17 protein-coding genes and 2 pseudogenes are annotated in these 17,566 nt (G+C 61.2%); 7 read left to right on the top strand and 12 right to left on the bottom strand.

Features of this window, described 5'->3' with window-relative positions; all coding sequences use genetic code 11:
* Positions 1-125: 125 nt before the first annotated feature.
* The 3 genes and pseudogenes from BTN82_RS23205 (at position 126) to grxD (ending at position 3,088) form a co-directional block, all read left to right on the top strand.
* On the top strand, positions 126-419 hold the full coding sequence (locus BTN82_RS23205) for a hypothetical protein (protein ID WP_075121426.1): 294 nt from the start codon (positions 126-128) through the stop codon (positions 417-419).
* Between the two features lie 126 nt (positions 420-545).
* A pseudogene (locus tag BTN82_RS23200) lies at positions 546-2,653 on the top strand (molybdopterin oxidoreductase family protein).
* 96 nt (positions 2,654-2,749) lie between these two features.
* Positions 2,750-3,088, top strand: coding sequence for a Grx4 family monothiol glutaredoxin (gene grxD / locus BTN82_RS23195; protein ID WP_075121425.1), 339 nt, complete (start codon positions 2,750-2,752; stop codon positions 3,086-3,088).
* 187 nt (positions 3,089-3,275) lie between these two features.
* Here the strand turns inward: grxD and bfr are convergent, their stop codons facing one another.
* Both bfr and BTN82_RS23185 read right to left on the bottom strand, forming a co-directional pair.
* Positions 3,276-3,749 (bottom strand): bacterioferritin, encoded by a 474-nt coding sequence (bfr, locus tag BTN82_RS23190; RefSeq protein ID WP_009050554.1) that lies wholly within the window; start codon positions 3,747-3,749, stop codon positions 3,276-3,278.
* A gap of 201 nt (positions 3,750-3,950) precedes the next feature.
* Positions 3,951-4,169 carry a bacterioferritin-associated ferredoxin gene (locus BTN82_RS23185; RefSeq protein ID WP_075121424.1) on the bottom strand — a complete coding sequence of 73 codons (219 nt, stop codon included), beginning with the start codon at positions 4,167-4,169 and terminating at the stop codon, positions 3,951-3,953.
* A 327-nt stretch (positions 4,170-4,496) separates the two neighbouring features.
* Between BTN82_RS23185 and BTN82_RS23180 the strand changes: the two genes are divergently transcribed.
* Positions 4,497-5,099 (top strand): peroxiredoxin, encoded by a 603-nt coding sequence (locus tag BTN82_RS23180; protein ID WP_007922432.1) that lies wholly within the window; start codon positions 4,497-4,499, stop codon positions 5,097-5,099.
* 70 nt (positions 5,100-5,169) lie between these two features.
* Here the strand turns inward: BTN82_RS23180 and rnt are convergent, their stop codons facing one another.
* Together rnt and pyrC are read right to left on the bottom strand one after the other, a co-directional pair.
* The gene (gene rnt / locus BTN82_RS23175) at positions 5,170-5,841 is read right to left on the bottom strand and encodes a ribonuclease T (RefSeq protein ID WP_075121423.1); all 672 of its coding nucleotides are present in this window, start codon (positions 5,839-5,841) and stop codon (positions 5,170-5,172) included.
* Positions 5,838-6,882, bottom strand: a pseudogene (gene pyrC, locus BTN82_RS23170) (dihydroorotase). Before pyrC ends, rnt begins: the two are co-directional and overlap by 4 nt.
* 156 nt (positions 6,883-7,038) lie before the next feature.
* Here pyrC and BTN82_RS23165 point away from each other — a divergent pair.
* The 3 genes from BTN82_RS23165 (at position 7,039) to BTN82_RS23155 (ending at position 10,267) form a co-directional block, all read left to right on the top strand.
* Positions 7,039-7,947 (top strand): flagellar protein MotY, encoded by a 909-nt coding sequence (locus BTN82_RS23165; RefSeq protein ID WP_075122006.1) that lies wholly within the window; start codon positions 7,039-7,041, stop codon positions 7,945-7,947.
* Positions 7,948-8,073: 126 nt separating this feature from the next.
* On the top strand, positions 8,074-9,291 hold the full coding sequence (locus tag BTN82_RS23160; protein WP_075121422.1) for an argininosuccinate synthase: 1,218 nt from the start codon (positions 8,074-8,076) through the stop codon (positions 9,289-9,291).
* A gap of 349 nt (positions 9,292-9,640) precedes the next feature.
* Positions 9,641-10,267: a response regulator transcription factor gene (locus tag BTN82_RS23155; RefSeq protein WP_075121421.1), complete on the top strand. Its 627-nt coding sequence runs from the start codon at positions 9,641-9,643 to the stop codon at positions 10,265-10,267.
* 163 nt (positions 10,268-10,430) lie between these two features.
* Here BTN82_RS23155 and BTN82_RS23150 read toward each other — a convergent pair whose 3' ends face one another.
* From BTN82_RS23150 to metG, 8 genes are all read right to left on the bottom strand, one after another.
* The gene (locus BTN82_RS23150; protein WP_075121420.1) at positions 10,431-10,610 is read right to left on the bottom strand and encodes a PA3496 family putative envelope integrity protein; all 180 of its coding nucleotides are present in this window, start codon (positions 10,608-10,610) and stop codon (positions 10,431-10,433) included.
* 107 nt (positions 10,611-10,717) lie between these two features.
* Positions 10,718-11,356, bottom strand: coding sequence for an endonuclease III (gene nth, locus BTN82_RS23145; RefSeq protein WP_075121419.1), 639 nt, complete (start codon positions 11,354-11,356; stop codon positions 10,718-10,720).
* 7 nt (positions 11,357-11,363) lie between these two features.
* Positions 11,364-11,963 (bottom strand): Rnf-Nqr domain containing protein, encoded by a 600-nt coding sequence (locus tag BTN82_RS23140; protein WP_075121418.1) that lies wholly within the window; start codon positions 11,961-11,963, stop codon positions 11,364-11,366.
* Entirely contained in the window at positions 11,956-12,567 is a 612-nt protein-coding gene (locus BTN82_RS23135; RefSeq protein ID WP_075121417.1) for an RnfABCDGE type electron transport complex subunit G, read from the bottom strand. Before BTN82_RS23135 ends, BTN82_RS23140 begins: the two co-directional genes overlap by 8 nt.
* Positions 12,564-13,547, bottom strand: coding sequence for an RnfABCDGE type electron transport complex subunit D (locus BTN82_RS23130; protein ID WP_075121416.1), 984 nt, complete (start codon positions 13,545-13,547; stop codon positions 12,564-12,566). The genes BTN82_RS23135 and BTN82_RS23130 overlap by 4 nt, the downstream gene beginning before the upstream one ends.
* Positions 13,534-14,742 carry an electron transport complex subunit RsxB gene (gene rsxB / locus BTN82_RS23125; protein WP_075121415.1) on the bottom strand — a complete coding sequence of 403 codons (1,209 nt, stop codon included), beginning with the start codon at positions 14,740-14,742 and terminating at the stop codon, positions 13,534-13,536. The genes BTN82_RS23130 and rsxB overlap by 14 nt, the downstream gene beginning before the upstream one ends.
* Positions 14,739-15,323, bottom strand: a complete 585-nt coding sequence (locus BTN82_RS23120) for an Rnf-Nqr domain containing protein (protein ID WP_075121414.1) — start codon at positions 15,321-15,323, stop codon at positions 14,739-14,741. Before BTN82_RS23120 ends, rsxB begins: the two co-directional genes overlap by 4 nt.
* Before the next feature lie 131 nt (positions 15,324-15,454).
* Entirely contained in the window at positions 15,455-17,500 is a 2,046-nt protein-coding gene (gene metG / locus BTN82_RS23115; protein WP_075121413.1) for a methionine--tRNA ligase, read from the bottom strand.
* Positions 17,501-17,566 lie beyond the last annotated feature (66 nt).

The raw sequence follows: 17,566 nt of genomic DNA, 5'->3' as shown, positions 1-17,566 counted from the left end.
CAATGTACAGGTTGCGCTGGCGCGCCTGCGGCCAGGCAGGTCGCTCGGGGGCTCGGTGGGAAATATTTCCTCGGGCAAAGGGCTGAGGTTATAAAGGGCGCACCGGCAACAGGGAAGTGCTTGGAATGGAATCGAAAGAGCAGCAACTACAGAAACTGCTGGGGTTGACGACACGAACCCTGACTGACTTGACGGCATCGATCACCTCGATGTCCTTCGAGCTGTTGCGCAGCGAAGACAGCGTCACCCGCAATGCCGCGCGCCAGATGATCGACCGCATGATGACCATCAGCGGCACGCTGGACGAACACTGGCGGTTGCTGGCCGAATTCAGCGGTGTGCAAGCCGGCGAGGCGCCGGTGGAGGGCGTGACCTCGATTGCCCGGCAGGACGATCCCCCCAGGCTGCCCTCCAACTGAGCCATCGGCAGGCCTGATGCTGGCCGATTCACAAGACGAACGTCTCTGGCGCCGGCGCCGGTCTGGCACCATAGTTTTGTTCCCGCGGCCTGACGCTGGCCGCCCAGAACAAAACAGAGACTGGCCATGACCAAGACTCTCCACCACCGTGCCTGCCACCTGTGTGAAGCCATTTGCGGCTTGACCATCGAAACCACCGAAGTCGAGGGCGCCGGCCTGCAGATCAGCTCGATCAAGGGCGATGCGCAGGACAGTTTCAGCCGCGGCCATATCTGCCCCAAGGCGGTGGCGCTGCAAGACATCCAGAACGACCCGGACCGGCTGCGCCAGCCCATGCTCAGGGTCGGCAGCGAATGGCAGGCAATCGAATGGGACGAGGCTTTCAAGCTCGTGGCCGAACGCCTGGCGGCGATCCAGGAGCGCCACGGTCACAATGCGGTGGCGGTCTATCAGGGCAACCCCAGCGTGCACAATTATGGGTTGATGACCCATAGCAACTATTTCCTCGGCCTGCTGCAGACCCGCAACCGCTTTTCCGCGACCTCGGTGGATCAGTTGCCGCAACACCTGAGCAGCTACCTGATGTACGGCCATGGGCTGCTGCTGCCGATCCCGGATATCGATCACACCGATTTCATGCTGATCCTGGGGGGCAACCCGTTGGCGTCCAACGGCAGCATCATGACGGTGCCAGACGTGGAGAAACGCCTGAAAGCCATCCAGGCCCGCGGCGGCAAAGTGGTGGTGGTCGACCCTCGGCGCAGCGAGACGGCGGCCATGGCCGACCAGCATGTGTTCGTGCGCCCGGGAGGCGATGTCGCGCTGCTGTTCGGCATGCTGCATACGATCTTCGAGGAAGGGGCGATGCGCGACAGCCATCTGCCGGTGGATGGCCTGGATGCGGTGCGTCAGGCCGTTTCCGGTTTCAGCGCCGACGCGATGAGCCCTTTGTGTTCGGTGCCGGCGTCGCAGATCCGCCAGTTGGCGCGTGACTTCGCCGCGGCGGACAAGGCTGTGTGTTATGGCCGCATGGGGTTTCCACCCAGTCGTTCGGGACCCTCTGTCACTGGCTGGTGCAACTGCTCAACCTGGTCACCGGCAACCTGGATCGGGTCGGCGGTGCGCTTTGTACCGAGCCGGCGGTGGATCTGGTGGCGGCGACGTCGGGCGGGCATTTCAATGTCTGGCAAAGCCGGGTTTCCGGACGCCCCGAATATGGCGGCGAACTGCCGGTGTCGGCCCTGGCCGAAGAGATGCTGACTGAAGGGGAGGGGCAGGTGCGGGCCTTGGTCACCGTGGCGGGCAACCCGGTGCTGTCCACGCCCAACGGGCGGCAATTGGAACAGGCGCTGGATGGCCTGGAGTTCATGGTCAGCATCGATCTGTACATCAACGAGACCACCCGCTATGCGGATCTGATCCTGCCGTCGACCTCAGCGCTGGAGAACGATCACTACGACACCACCTTCAATATGTTCGCGGTGCGCAATGTCAGCCGGTTCAACCGGGCGATCTTGCCCAAGCCGGAAGGCGCGCTGCATGACTGGGAAATTTTCGTCGGCCTGGCCAGGGCCTTCGCCGAGTGCACTGGCAAGGAACTCAAACCGACGGTAGCGCCGGCGCAGATGATCGACAGAGGGCTGCGGGCGGGGTCGTATGGCGAGGCGTCCGCGCTCAAACTGTCTGTGGCAACGTTGGCCGACCATCCTCATGGGATCGATTTGGGGCCGCTCAGGCCTAATCTGGCGGCGCGCCTGAAAACCGAGAACCGCCGGGTGCAGGCCGCTCCCGCGGCGATCATGGCTGACCTCGAGCGTTTTGCCGCGTTGCAGGCGCCAGCGGCCGGTGAGCTGGTGATGATCGGCCGGCGCCATGTACGCAGCAATAACTCCTGGATGCACAACTATCATCGGTTGGTGAAGGGCAAGCCACGGCACCAGTTGCTGATGCATCCCGATGATCTGAGCCAACGTGGGTTGAGCGACGGGCAGCGGGTGCGGGTCAGCTCGCGGGTCGGGGCGATCGAGGTGGAAGTCCTGGCCAGCAGCGAGATGATGCCCGGCGTGGTCAGCCTGCCCCATGGTTGGGGGCATGGCCGGCCAGGTGTGCAGATGAGCATCGCCACGGCGCAGCCCGGCTCGAGTGCCAACGACCTGACCGATGAGCGTCAGCTGGACGAGCTATCGGGCAATGCCGCGCTCAATGGCGTGCCGGTGAAGGTGGAAGCGGCCTGATGAGTCTGTCGGAGAGGCCGAGCATGGTGCTCGGCTTTCCGTTACAATGCGCCACCGTGTCGACAACAGAGTCGGAAAGTTCAGCCGAGGTGCTCCATGGATATCATCGAAACTATTAAAGAGCAGATTGCCAACAACACCATTCTGCTTTACATGAAAGGCTCGCCGAATGCCCCGCAGTGCGGCTTCTCCGCGAAAGCCGCTCAGGCCGTGATGGGGTGTGGTGAGAAGTTCGCTTACGTGGACATCCTGCAGAACCCGGAAATTCGCGCCAACCTGCCTAAATACGCCAACTGGCCTACTTTCCCGCAGCTGTGGGTAGCCGGTGAACTGGTCGGCGGCAGCGACATCATGGCCGAGATGTTCGCCAATGGTGAGTTGCAGACCCTGATCAAGGACGCTGCCGAAAAGGCTGCTGCCAAGACCGAAGCCTGACTCATCCCCTGTAGGAGCGAGCTTGCTCGCGATGGCGTATTTACCGTCGACGTAATCGTTGATTTTGATAACGCTGATCGCGAGCAAGTTCGCTCCTACGGATTGCGTGGATTTACCCATGCAATAAAAAGCCCCGCCCTCGTAAGAGAGGCGGGGCTTTTTTATGGGAGAGAAAACTCGTAGGGAGTTACTCGTCGCCCATCTGCGATTGCAGGTAGTTCTCGAGACCGACTTTATCGATCAGGCCCAGTTGGGTTTCCAGCCAGTCGATATGTTCTTCTTCCGACTCCAGGATGTCTTCCAGCAGTTCGCGGCTACCGAAGTCGCCGACGGATTCGCAATGGGCGATGGCGGCTTTCAGGTCGGCGTGGCCGGTGCGCTCGATACGCAGGTCGCACTCGAGCATTTCCTTGGTGTGTTCGCCGATATGCAGCTTGCCCAAGTCCTGGACGTTCGGCAGGCCTTCGAGGAAGAGGATGCGCTTGATCAGCTTGTCCGCATGCTTCATCTCGTCGATGGACTCGTGGTATTCGTGCTTGCCCAGCTTGTTCAGGCCCCAATCTTCGTACATGCGTGCATGCAGGAAGTACTGATTGATCGCGACCAGCTCATTGGCAAGGATCTTGTTGAGATGCTGGATGACTGTGATGTCGCCTTTCATGATGGGGTCCTGCCCTGTAAATAGCGGTGTATAGGGCAGAGTCTGAGCCGCGCAATGATTAGTGTCAAACCTAAGTTATTGAATAATATATGAAAATTAATCGGAATAAGAATGTTTGTGTTCCGCGTTTTGACGCTAAGCGCTTGAATTACAGACATAAAAAAGCCGGACATGAAGTCCGGCTGTTTTAAATGGCGTTAATTACGCAACATTAAATTCTACTGGGTAAGGAATTGCTGGCTGGCTGTTTTGCAGATCGGCGAGGGTTTCGCGTACCACCTGCTTGGCCAGGCAGGCACATTTTCCACATTGACTGGCAACGCCGGTGGCTTGGCGTACTTCACGATAGCTGCAGCAACCGTCATAGATTGCATCGCGGATTTGTCCGTCGGTGACGCCAGTGCAGAGGCAGACATACATAAGGTGAGAACCGTCGCTGTGGTTATGGCTCAATGCGATGGATCTTAATGTTAACGAGAATGATTGTCAAAGTGGTTTCCCGAGGCTTTATGTCGGGCTCGTGTCTGGCTGACGAACGGTTTTTCTATCCGGTTAACCGCGGCTTCGAGAGAGGCGGCTTTTTCAGGACGATGGCCGGCGGGATGGAAAAACCACTAAGGACAGCTGAAAAACACGGTGTATGATGGCCGGTCCTTATGAAGCGGGATCGAGTCATAGCGCTGTCGCTTAGCGGCGTCACACTGGGCTGGATCTCATTCTTCTTTCGATCACACCAGGAGATATCCAATGAGCGTACTCGTAGGCAAACAAGCCCCTGACTTCACCGTTCCGGCCGTTCTCGGCAATGGCGAAATCGTCGACAGCTTCACCCTGTCCTCGGCCATCAAAGGCAAATACGGCCTGGTGTTCTTCTACCCACTGGACTTCACCTTCGTGTGCCCGTCCGAGCTGATCGCTCTGGACCACCGCATGGCTGACTTCAAGGCACGTAACGTTGAAGTGATTGCTGTGTCCATCGACTCGCACTTCACTCACAACGCCTGGCGTAACACCCCGATCAATGCCGGCGGCATCGGTCAGGTCCAGTACATCATGGCTGCCGACATGAAGCACGACATCGCCAAGGCCTACGATGTTGAGTCCGAAGGCGGCGTGGCTTTCCGTGGCGCGTTCCTGATCGACGACAAAGGCGTCGTGCGTTCGCAGATCGTCAACGACCTGCCGCTGGGTCGCAACATGGAAGAGCTGATCCGTCTGGTCGACGCTCTGCAATTCCACGAAGAGCACGGCGAAGTCTGCCCAGCCAACTGGAAGAAAGGCGACAAGGGCATGACCGCTTCGCCAGAAGGCGTTGCTGCTTACCTGAGCGAGAACGCCGGCAAGCTGTAAGCCGCGCTTCACGTATAAAAAAACCGGCCTTTGGCCGGTTTTTTTATGCACGGGTCGAACGGCGACGACATCAGTCGTTGAAGTCTTCCCAGCCACCCATTTCCTTCCAGCGATTGACGATGCCGCAGAACAGGTCGGCAGTCTTCTCGGTGTCGTAGCGAGCCGAATGCGCCTCGCGGCCATCGAAGTCGATGTCGGCTGCCTGGCACGCCTTGGCCAGCACGGTTTGACCGTAAGCCAGGCCGGCGAGCGTCGCGGTGTCGAAGCTGGAGAACGGATGAAACGGGTTGCGCTTCATGTCCATCCGCGCGACGGCGGCGTTGAGGAACCCCAGGTCGAAGCTGCTGTTATGCCCGACTAGGATCGCCCGCTTGCAGCCGTTGGCCTTGAGGGCCTTGCGCACGCTGCGGAAGATATCGTTCAGGGCGGTTTCCTCGCTGACCGCCATGCGCAATGGATGGTCGAGCTTGATCCCGGTGAATTCCAGCGCCGCGGCTTCGATGTTGGCGCCCTCGAAAGGCTCCACGCGGAAGAACAGGGTGTGCTCGGGGAACACGAAACCTTTTTCGTCCATGCCAATGATGGTCGCGGCGATTTCCAGCAAAGCGTCGGTAGCCGAGTTGAAACCGCCGGTCTCAACGTCGACGACTACCGGCAGGTAACCGCGAAAGCGTGCCGCCATTGGATGACGCGAGCCGCCGCCGTGACCTTCCTGTTCGTCGTCGAAATGCTCTTCACTCACGCGTGTTCCTCCAGCAGGCGCCAGCGCAGTTTTTCACCGGCGCGCAGCGGGATAACGGTCAGCTCGCCGAACGGCAGGCTGGCAGGGGCGGTCCATTCTTCGCGGACCAGGGTGATGCGATCGGTGTTGGGGGCAAGCCATAGAAGCGCGGGCCGTTGAGGCTGGCGAAGGCTTCCAGCTTGTCCAGCGCGTTGCGCTGCTCGAAGGCTTCGGCATACAACTCGATCGCGGCATAGGCGGTGTAGCAGCCGGCGCAACCGCAGGCGGCTTCCTTGGCATGCTGGGCGTGGGGCGCGGAGTCGGTTCCGAGGAAGAACTTCTGGCTGCCGCTCGTGGCGGCATCGAGCAGGGCTTCCTGGTGCACGTTGCGCTTGAGAATCGGCAGGCAATAGAAGTGCGGACGAATCCCGCCGACCAGCATGTGGTTACGGTTGTACAGCAGGTGATGGGCGGTGATGGTCGCGCCGACGTTGGCCGAAGCCTCGTTGACGAACTGCACGGCTTCACGGGTGGTGATGTGCTCGAACACCACTTTGAGCGTTGGAAAGCGCTCGACGACGCGGCGCATGTGCTCGTCGATGAACAGTTTCTCGCGTCGAACACATCGACCTCGCCATGGGTCACTTCGCCGTGGATCAGCAGTGGCAGGCCGACTTCGGCCATGGCTTCCAGCGCCGGGAAGATCTTGTCGATGCTGGTGACGCCCGAGTCCGAGTTGGTGGTCGCGCCGGCCGGATAGAGCTTGGCGGCATGGACGAAACCACTGGCCTTGGCCGCGCGAACTTCTTCGGGCTGGGTGCGATCGGTCAGGTAGAGCACCATCAACGGTTCGAAGCGGCTGCCGGCCGGCCGTGCAGCGAGGATGCGCTGGCGATAGGCGTCGGCTTCAGCGGCGTTGCGCACCGGAGGTACCAGGTTAGGCATGATGATGGCGCGGCCAAAGGTGCGCGCGACATCCGCGACAGTATTGGTCAACACGGCACCATCGCGAAGATGAATATGCCAGTCGTCGGGACGCAGCAGGGTCAGGCGGTCGGACATTGGGGGTTCCAGGCGGGTCAAACTCCAGGGAATGCTACCGGAAAAGACTCTTCCAGGCACTCGCTATCAAGTTTTGCGTGAAGCTTCCGATATCCCGAAGGTATGCCGTAAACAGGCATGTCGATTTTCGTGATGTACAAGTCAGTGGAGCCTCCCGTGCGCCAGCGTTATCTAGCCTTGCTCAGTGTGTTTGTCAGTTTTCCTGCGATGGCGCTGACTTTCCAGACCCGTCTGGAGAGCATTGAGTGGACGGTCGAAGGCGACAAGTTCGAGTGCCGTCTGAGCCAGCCGATCACCGACTTCGGCTCCGGAGAATTCGTGCGCCGCGCCGGCGAGCAGGCGACGTTTCGCCTCAAGGCCTACAACCCGATGCTCACGGGCGGCTCGGCGACGCTGCTTGCGGCCGCCGCGCCGTGGCAGCCAGGGCGCGGCGACATCAACCTGGGGTCGGTGCGTCTCGGCAGCGGCGATGTGCTGTTCAACAGTTCGCAACTGCAGGCCGGACGGCTGATCGGTGGGTTGATGGATGGCCGCAGCCCGGTGGTTCGCCACTATTCCCGCGAGGGCGGGGTGTCCGAGGTGCGTTTGTTGCCGGTCAAGTTCAGCAAGGCGTACGGCGACTATCAAGGGTGTGTCGCCAAGCTGTTGCCGATGAATTTCGATCAGGTCAGGCAATCCGAAGTGGGTTTTCCAGGCGGCGGTATCGACCTGGATGCCAAGGCTAAGGCCAAGCTGCAAGTGATGGTCGAGTTCCTCAAGGCCGATCCGACGGTCAATCACATCCAGCTCGATGGTCACTCGGACAACAGCGGTAACCGCTTGACCAACCGTGACCTGTCACGGCGCCGGGCGCTGGCGGTGATGGAGTTCTTCAAGGCCAACGGCATTCCCGAGTCGCAGATCGAAATGCGTTTCCACGGCGAGCGCTACCCGTTGGCGGCCAATACCAATGCCGCGAACCGGGCGAAGAATCGCCGGGTCAATGTCCAGTTGGAGCGGGTTCCCGTTCCTGAAAAACCGGCCCCGCAAGCCACGACCCCCGCCAGCGCCGCAACGACTTCCTGAAACGGCTGTCGTCGCGGGCTCGACATAATCTGTCGCTTCGTCGTCATAAGCTGTCGCCCCTCTGTAAATTATCCGCGTTGATCGGTAGACTTGACGGCTTTCCGTAGAACCCCGTGGAGTGATGGCATGGCGGACGTAAACAAGGTCGTTCTGGCGTATTCCGGCGGCCTGGACACTTCGGTGATCCTCAAGTGGCTGCAGGATACTTATAACTGTGAAGTGGTGACGTTCACCGCTGACCTGGGTCAGGGCGAAGAGGTCGAACCTGCACGTGCCAAGGCGCAAGCCATGGGCGTGAAAGAGATCTATATCGACGATTTGCGCGAAGAGTTCGTTCGCGATTTCGTCTTCCCGATGTTCCGCGCCAACACCGTCTATGAAGGTGAGTACCTGCTGGGTACCTCCATCGCTCGTCCGCTGATTGCCAAGCGCCTGATCGAAATCGCCAACGAAACCGGCGCCGATGCCATTTCCCATGGCGCCACCGGCAAGGGCAACGACCAGGTTCGTTTCGAACTGGGTGCCTATGCCTTGAAGCCGGGCGTGAAAGTGATCGCCCCCTGGCGTGAGTGGGACCTGCTGTCCCGCGAGAAACTGATGGACTACGCCGAGAAGCACGCGATCCCGATCGAGCGCCACGGCAAGAAGAAATCCCCGTACTCCATGGATGCCAACCTGCTGCACATCTCCTATGAAGGCGGCGTGCTGGAGGACACCTGGACCGAGCACGAAGAAGACATGTGGCGCTGGACCGTCTCCCCGGAGAAGGCTCCCGACACCCCGACCTACCTCGAGCTGACCTACCGCAACGGCGATATCGTGGCGATCGACGGCGTCGATATGACCCCGGCCACCGTGTTGGCGACCCTGAACCGCATCGGCGGTGAAAACGGTATCGGCCGCCTGGACATCGTGGAAAACCGCTATGTCGGCATGAAATCCCGCGGCTGCTACGAAACCCCTGGCGGCACCATCATGCTGCGCGCTCACCGGGCGATCGAGTCGATCACCCTGGACCGCGAAGTGGCGCACCTGAAAGACGAGCTAATGCCCAAGTACGCCAGCCTGATCTACACCGGCTACTGGTGGAGCCCTGAGCGTCTGATGCTGCAACAGATGATCGACGCTTCCCAGGTTCACGTGAACGGCGTGGTTCGCCTGAAACTCTACAAGGGCAACGTGATCGTCACCGGTCGCAAGTCCGATGAGTCGTTGTTCGACGCCAACATCGCGACCTTTGAAGAAGACGGCGGCGCCTACAACCAGGCGGACGCGGCTGGCTTCATCAAGCTCAATGCCCTGCGCATGCGTATTGCGGCCAACAAGGGTCGGACATTGTCCTGATGCCTTGAGTCGTTTAAAAGAGCCCCGCCATGAGCGGGGCTTTTTTATGCCTGATGATTAATGAAGTCTTGGGCGTGTCCGAAAAATCGCAACTAAGGTTGTTTGCACGGAAATTTTCTTAAGCGGTCTTGAGCATCTTTCTGCCTGTTATTTTCAATACGAAGTGTAGGAGGTGCAGCGGTTTTTAATATGCCGCGATCGACTTTCAAAATTCCTTGTAGGGCAAATCCGTATTGTTTGTAAGGAACTTCTCCGGGCGCTGCTGGCTCCGGGCGGGGCCATGCCATTGGCCAAATGACTGGGTTATGGTGCTTGCTTTAAAAACCAATAGCGAACTCTGGACTTACCCATGAAGAAAGTTTTGATCGTAGATGATCATCCCGTCACGCGTCTGGCTGTGCGTATGTTGATGGAACGCCACGGCTTTGAAGTTGTTGCTGAGACGGACAATGGCATGGATGCCCTGAAACTGTCTTATGAACATGTTCCGGACATTCTTATTCTTGATATTGGTATCCCCAAACTCGATGGCCTGGAAGTTATCGCCAGACTTGCATCAAAAGCCATGTCGACCAAAGTGTTGGTATTGAGCCTGCAAGTACCGGGTCCTTTCTCCATGCGTTGCATGCAAGCCGGCGCGGCGGGTTATGTCTGCAAGGAACAGGACATTACCGAGTTGATCAGCGCTGTCAGGGCTGTCCTGGCTGGCTACAGTTATTTTCCCAACGAAGCGCTGCATACCCTTCGGTCGAGCCTGGGTATCGCCAGCGAGGAGGGGATGCTGTCTAGTTTGTCCGGTCGGGAACTGATGGTGCTCAAGCAGCTCGCCGGAGGGCAGACCAACAAGGAAATCGCCGAGGGCCTGTGCTTGAGCAGTAAAACGGTGAGCACTTACAAAAGGCGGCTGTTGGGGAAACTCAATGCGCGCTCTCTGGTGGATCTGATCGAGTTTGCCAAGCGCCATCAGCTGGCGTGAGGGGCCCGGGCGCAGGGGTAGCAGATAAGCCTTTGCAAGGCGCCATACCGCTGCGTCGTCGTTGTAGGCTGTTCGCCTGTGTATTGCCCGGTTTGAAGCCTGGCATGAGGAGTGGATTTTCGATGCAACAAAAAAGCCTCCGAGAAAGGAGGCTTTTTTGTTGCTAAAGATCAAAGTCGTAATCGGCCAATTGCTTTTGCAAGCGCCGCTCTTCCAGAAGGTTGTCAATGGTTCGACGTTTGCTCAAGTTGGTTTTGGCCACCTCGACCACAGGCTCCGTCTCTTCTGTTTCAACTGCCACGAAGTCTTCTTCCACATCCAGTTGTTCTTTGCCAGTACTCATAAGGTTAACTCCAGGCTAAGAATGCCGTTGGCGCTCCTTATATCGATATTCTCAGGATGGGTAAAAAAGATTTTTTCAATCGACCTATCATCAAAATCAATGATTGCTCAATCGTCGGAGGTCTTTTGCTTGTATTCGCACAGGTCTTCGATCCGACAGCTTCCGCAGCGCGGCTTGCGTGCCAGACACACGTAGCGGCCATGGAGGATCAGCCAGTGATGGGAGTCGAGCAGAAACTCCTTGGGGACGAATTTCATCAGTTTCTGTTCGACCTCCACCACATTTTTTCCGGGGGCCAGGCCGGTCCGGTTGCTGACCCGGAAGATATGCGTATCGACAGCCATGGTCAGTTGGCGGAAAGCCGTATTGAGAACCACGTTGGCGGTCTTGCGGCCGACACCCGGCAGGGCCTCGAGCTCCTCGCGAGTCTGCGGGACTTCGCTGTTATGTCGCTCCACCAGCAGGCGGCAGGTTTCGATGACGTTTTTTGCCTTGCTGTTGTACAGGCCGATGGTCTTGATGTACTCGGACAGGCCTTCGACGCCAAGGGCATGGATCGCGGCGGGGGTATTGGCCACCGGGAACAGCTTGGCCGTGGCCTTGTTGACCCCGACATCGGTGGACTGGGCCGAGAGAATCACCGCGATCAGTAGCTCGAAGGGCGACGAGTAGGCCAGTTCGGTTTTCGGTTCCGGATTGTCTTCGTGGAGCCTGCGGAAAATTTCCAGGCGTTTTGCGGCATTCATGGGTGAGTCATTTCCTTGAAGGCGGTCGGTGTGAAGTCGAAGAAGCAGCCCAGGCTTGCCTCGCGGCCAGCAGCAGGCCCAGCAGGATAAAACCGCCCGGTGCGAGCGTCAGCAGGTGCAAGCCGCCCGAGGCGCTCAGCACCCAGCCCGGCCAGTCGCGGTCGGTGATTCCCAGCAGCCACTGCAGATGGCTGCCGATCGAGCCGCTGCCGAGCGCTTCGCGCAAAGCCCCCAGGCTGATCAACAGCAGGCAGAACAGGCCAGTGAAGCGTAACCGCCCGGGCTGCCGGAAAAAATCCTGGTGCTCCAGTACCAGGCATTGCACGGCGATCAGGCTCAGGTAGAGCGCCAGTTGCTGGTGCAGCTCGAATGCCCAGGCCTGGGTGATCAGCATTGTGCAACTGGTGAGCGCGGCGCTGAGCAGGATACTGGCGCCCAGCCGGCCTTGACCAGCCAGCCGTGAACGCAGGGCGTTCATGCCCACGCCAAACAGGGTACTGATCCAGAGGAACGCCAGGGCCAGGCCCAGGGCCTTGACCAGGGAGTCGGTGGCGCCGATCAGCGGTGCCAGCATCAGGGCGTTCCGCAGGTTCGATGGTTTATTCATGGGCGGGGCTTCCCAGCAGTTGCTGACGATGCTCATCGAAGTAACGCAGGCTGTCGTGAATGCCCTCGATGACCGCTCGCGAGGTGATGGTGGCCCCGGCCATCTGGTCGAATTGACCGTGGTCTTTTTTCAGTCCCCAGCCGGCGTCGCCCGGGTCGCCCAGCGATTTACCGATGAAACCCTGCAACCAGGCATTGGGCCGTTCGGCGATGCGCGCGCCCAGCCCGGGCGTTTCCGCGTGCGCAAGGGCCTTGCTGCCCAGCAGCTTGCCGTTGGCGGAGATGACGATCAGCAGTTCGATCGGGCCGCCATAACCGCTGACCTCGCTGCGCAGGAGCACGGCGCTGGGCTGGCCGCCGTGGGTCGCCCGGTAGCCGCCGAGCAAGATGCTGTGGCTCAGTTGGGCGTGCTCCAGGGGCAGGGGCTGGTCCAGTGGCTGATTGTCGTAACTGGCGGCGGGCAGGATATCCAGCAGCGTGCGCGCCGCCAGGGCGCGCTGTTCGTGCTTGATGCGCGGCGCTGTCGCCTGGTGGACGAAAAACGTGGCGGCGACGCCGACAACGGCCAGCAAGGACAGCACGCCCAGACTCGTTGCCCGGTTCATGGCTGGGAGACCTCGCGCGGCGTAGCAGCCAGGCGCTCCAGGGCGGGGACGGCGAGGTTCATCAGCAACACCGCGAAGGCGACGCCGTCCGGGTAGCCGCCCCAGGTCCGGATCAGGTAAGTCAGCAGGCCGACGCCGGCACCGAACAACAAGCGGGCTTTTGCGCTCCGGGGGCCGGAGACCGGTTCGGTCACAATGAAAAACGCGCCGAGCATGGTCGCGCCCGTCAGCAGGTGGAAAAATGGCGAACCGTGGGAGTCGGACCCGGAACCGTTCCAGCACAGCAGGCTGATGATGAACAGGCTGCCGAGCATGCCCGCCGGGGCGTGCCAGCTGAATACGCGTTGTTGCAGCAGGAAGGCCCCACCAGCGAGAAAGGCCAGGTTGACCCACTCCACGCCCTTGCCGCCGAAATGGCCGAAAGCGGCATTGCCGGCGAACAGCTCGTCGACGGTCAGGCTCTTGTTGATGCGCAAGCTGTCGAGCGCCGTGGCCTGGGCCCAGGCGTCGGGCGCGGACAGGCCGAAGATCTGTTGCAGGCCGCCGAGCAGGTCCAGGCCATGGGAAGCGGGCCAGTGCGTCATCTGCTGTGGAAATGACACCAGCGCCAAGGCATAACCGAGCATCGCCGGGTTGAACGGATTCTTGCCGACGCCGCCATACAGATGCTTGCCGAACAGCAAGGCGCTGGCCGCCGCGCTGACCGTCAGCCACCACGGACAGTAGGGCGGCAAGGCCAGGGCCAGCAGGGTGGCGCTGACCAGCGCGCTGCCGTCGCCAAGGAAGGGCCGTAGCGGCCAGCGGCGCAGCGTGAGCACCGCGGCCTCGACGGCCAAGGCGGTAGCGCCGGCCAACAGCAGGTTGACCAGGACTCCCCAGCCGAACCACCAGAACAGCGCCAGCAACCCGGGAAGGGTCGCCAGCAGCACACGCTTCATGGCGTGTTGCAGGCGCTCGTCCGGTTGCTCAAGGGGCGTCATGGGCTTGTACCTGGCGCTCTGCTTCCGTCAACCGTTCGCGGGCCTCGGCGAGTAGGTGCGCCGGGGTTTCGCTGTGGCGTTCCAGCTTGCTGACTTCGGCCCGGGCGTAGGCCAGCGCGGTTTTCAACTGCCGCAGGCCGGCATCGATCGGGCGTTTCTCGACCCGCACCAGATCGGGCGCCGGTTGCCCGCTGGCGGCTTCGGCCGCGTGCAGGGCCTGCTCCGCATCCTTCAACGCCTGGGCCAGGCTGGCCAATTGCTCGGCGCAGGCCTGGCCGTCCTGGGCCTTTTTCAGCTCCGCGCGGCGCATCGCCAGCTGGATCTTGGCGCGCTTGAGGTCGGCATCCTTGGCCGGGGGCGGCGCGGCTGGCGTTTCGGCGCTGCTTTCCAGTTGCGCCAGGGCCTGCTCGGCGGTCTCGAACTGGCGCTGCAGGACGATCAATTGCGATTGCTGCTCGAAGGTCGGGGGATGACCGAAGGCTTTCAGCGATTTGTTCAGCTGGGCGCGGCTCATCGCCAGCTCGATCTTGGCTTTTTTCAGCGCGGCGTCGGCCGCGGCGGCCTTTTGCGCCCGCACCCGTTCGATCGCGGCTTGTACCGGGTTCGGGTCGCTTTCGTTGGGTTGTGCGGCGCGTTGCGCACGGGCGGCGCGTTCGGCCTGTCGTTGCTGCTCTTCGCCTTCCAACCGGGCATTGCGGCGCTCGAAGCGCTGGCGCGCGTGATCGCGCTTGGCGGTCCGCGCGCGCTGCTCTTCGAGGCTGGCGGCCAGGCCGCCGACGATCGGCAGGATGCGGTTCCGGGGCAAGGGCAGCATGTCGATGCAGTCCACCGGGCACGGTGCCACACACAGGTCGCAGCCGGTGCACTCGTCGACCAGCACGGTGTGCATCTGCTTGGCCGCGCCGACGATGGCGTCCACCGGGCAGGCCTGGATGCACTTGGTGCAGCCGATGCATTCGGCCTCGCGGATAAATGCCACCTGGGCCGGCGCCGGGCCGCGGCTGATGTCCAGCTCCATGACCGGGACATTCAGCAGCCTGGCCAGCCCGGCGATGGTTTCATCGCCACCGGGCGGGCACTTGTTGATCGCTTCGCCGTTGGCGATGCCTTCGGCGTAGGGCTTGCATCCGCAGTGGCCGCACTTGCCGCATTGGGTCTGCGGCAGCAGGGCGTCGATGCGTTGAATCAGACTCATGTCTTGAGCAATCCGTTGAAGCCGAGAAATGCCACGGCCATCAGTCCGGCGCTGATCAGGTCGATCGGCAGGCCGCGAAAGGGCAGGGGCACATCGTTGTTGAGAAGGCGTTGGCGCAGGTCGCTGAACAGGCTCAGCACCAGCCAGAAACCGAGGCCCGCACCAAGACCCAGGGCCAGGCTATGGCCCAGCCCCCGGTTGTCCTGCACCGCCAGCAGCACTGCGCCGAGCACGCCAGCGTTGCCCAGCAGCAGCGGCCAGAGACCGTCGAACGCCAGCCCGGGCAACACCCGGGCCAGCAACGTGAGCAGCGGGCCGATCGACAGCACGGCCAGCGGCAGGAACACGAACAATTGCAGCGAGGTCAGGCCCAGTGGCACCAGCAGCACCTGATAAAGCCCATGACCCAGTGCGCTGCACAGCAGCATCAGGCAAGCGGTAGCAATCCCGAGGGCATGGATACGGCGCCGGGGAAGCTGCGTGGCGTCGGCCTGCAACAACGGATCGACGCCCAGCGGCCACTGCAACACGATGTTGTTGATCAGGGCGGCGCTGATGAGCGTAAGGACAATCTCGGTCATGTTCGTGGCCGGTGAAGGCGGGCGTGTACCTGAAGACTAGGCATTATCCGGCAAGGGCGCAGGCCCATCCAGATATGAAAATCCCCCCGTCACGCACCAGCGCGACGGGGGGATCGATCCAGCCAACGGGCTTACTTGATCCGCTGGCCCGGCTTGGCGCCGCTGTCCGGGCTCAGCAGGTAGATCTCTTCGCCGCCGGGGCCGGCTGCCATCACCATGCCTTCGGAGATGCCGAATTTCATTTTCCGTGGCTTGAGGTTGGCGATCATCATGGTCAGGCGACCGTCGAGCTTGGACGGGTCCGGGTAAGCGCTCTTGATGCCGGAGAACACGTTGCGCTGCTCATCGCCGATATCCAGGGTCAGGCGCAGCAGCTTGTCGGCGCCTTCCACATGCTCGGCCTTGAGGATCAGGGCCACGCGCAGGTCGATGGCGGCGAAAGCGTCGAAGTCGATTTCCGGCGACAGCGGGTCCTTGGCCAGTTCGCCGTTACCTTTGGGGGCACCGGTGTCGGTCTGGCTGGCGGTCAGGTCTTCCTTCGAGGCGTCGGTCATGGCTTGTACTTTTACCGGGTCGATCCGCGTCATCAGCGGTTTGAATTCGTTGAGCGGGTGATTGCTCAGCACGCTCTGGTGGTCGTTCCAGGTCAACGGGGCGACGTTGAGGAACGCCTCGGCATCGGCGGCCAGCAGCGGCAGCACCGGCTTGAGGAAGATCACCAACTGGCGGAACAGGTTGACGCCGGTGGCGCAGATCGCCTGGACCTCGTCCTGCTTGCCTTCCTGCTTGTTCAGCGACCACGGCGCCTTGTCGGCGATCCAGGCGTTGGCGCGGTCGGCCAGGGCCATGATCTCGCGCATGGCGCGGGCGAAGTCGCGGGCTTCATAAGCGTCGGCGATGCTTGGCGCGGCCGCGAGGAAAGCCTCGGTCAGCTCCGGCGCGGCGTTCTTGTCCACCAGCACGCCGGCGTTGCCTTTGTGGATGAAACCGGCGCAACGGCTGGCGATGTTCACCACCTTGCCCACCAGGTCGGAGTTGACCTTCTGCACGAAGTCTTCGAGGTTCAGGTCCAGGTCGTCGACGCCGCGGCCGAGCTTGGCCGCGTAGTAGTAACGCAGGTATTCCGGCGACAGGTGGTCGAGGTAGGTCCGGGCCTTGATGAAGGTGCCGCGGGACTTGGACATTTTCTGACCGTTGACGGTCAGGTAGCCGTGCACGTTGATCCCGGTCGGCTTGCGGTAGCCGGCGCCTTCGAGCATGGCGGGCCAGAACAGCGCGTGGAAGTTGACGATGTCCTTGCCGATGAAGTGGTACAGCTCGGCGGTCGAATCCTTGCCCCAGAACGCGTCGAAGTCCAGCTCCGGGGTACGGTTGCAGAGGTTCTTGAAGCTGGCCATGTAGCCGATCGGCGCGTCCAGCCAGACGTAGAAGTACTTGCCTGGCTCGTCCGGGATCTCGAAGCCAAAATACGGCGCGTCGCGGGAGATGTCCCACTGTTGCAGGCCGACGTCCAACCATTCGGCGATCTTGTTCGCCACGGCGTCCTGCAGGGTGCCGCTGCGGGTCCATTCCTGCAGCATCTGCTGGAAGTCCGGCAGCTTGAAGAAGAAGTGCTGGGAATCCTTGAGCACCGGAGTGGCGCCGGAGATCGCCGACTTCGGATCCTTCAGGTCGGTCGGCGCGTAGGTGGCGCCGCATTTTTCGCAGTTGTCGCCGTACTGGTCTTCGGTGCCGCATTTCGGGCAGGTGCCCTTGATGAAGCGGTCGGCCAGGAACATCTGCTTTTCCGGGTCGAAATACTGGGTGATCGAGCGCGTGGCGATATGCCCGGCGTCGCGCAGCTTCAGGTAGATCTGGCTCGACAGCTCGCGGTTTTCCTCGGCGTGGGTCGAGTGGAAGTTGTCGAAGTCCACCAGGAAGTCGGCAAAGTCGGCGCTGTGTTCGGCCTGGACGTTGGCGATCAGTTGTTCCGGAGTGATGCCTTCCTTTTCCGCGCGCAGCATGATGGCCGAGCCGTGAGCGTCGTCCGCGCAGACATAGATGCATTGGTTGCCGCGATGCTTCTGGAAGCGCACCCACATGTCGGTCTGGATGTACTCGAGCATGTGGCCAAGGTGGATGGAACCATTGGCATAGGGCAGGGCGCTGGTGACGAGGATCTTGCGTGGCTCGGACATGGGGCTCGGCTACTTGATGAAACGGAGGTCGGCCACTATAAAGCGCCGGCGCATATTTTTCACCCT

The sequence above is a fragment of the Pseudomonas chlororaphis genome, assembly GCF_001921865.1.
Lineage (GTDB): Bacteria > Pseudomonadota > Gammaproteobacteria > Pseudomonadales > Pseudomonadaceae > Aquipseudomonas > Aquipseudomonas chlororaphis_D.
The sequence above is the reverse complement of the archived record's forward strand: the minus strand, read 5'-3'. Positions and strand labels throughout refer to the sequence as shown.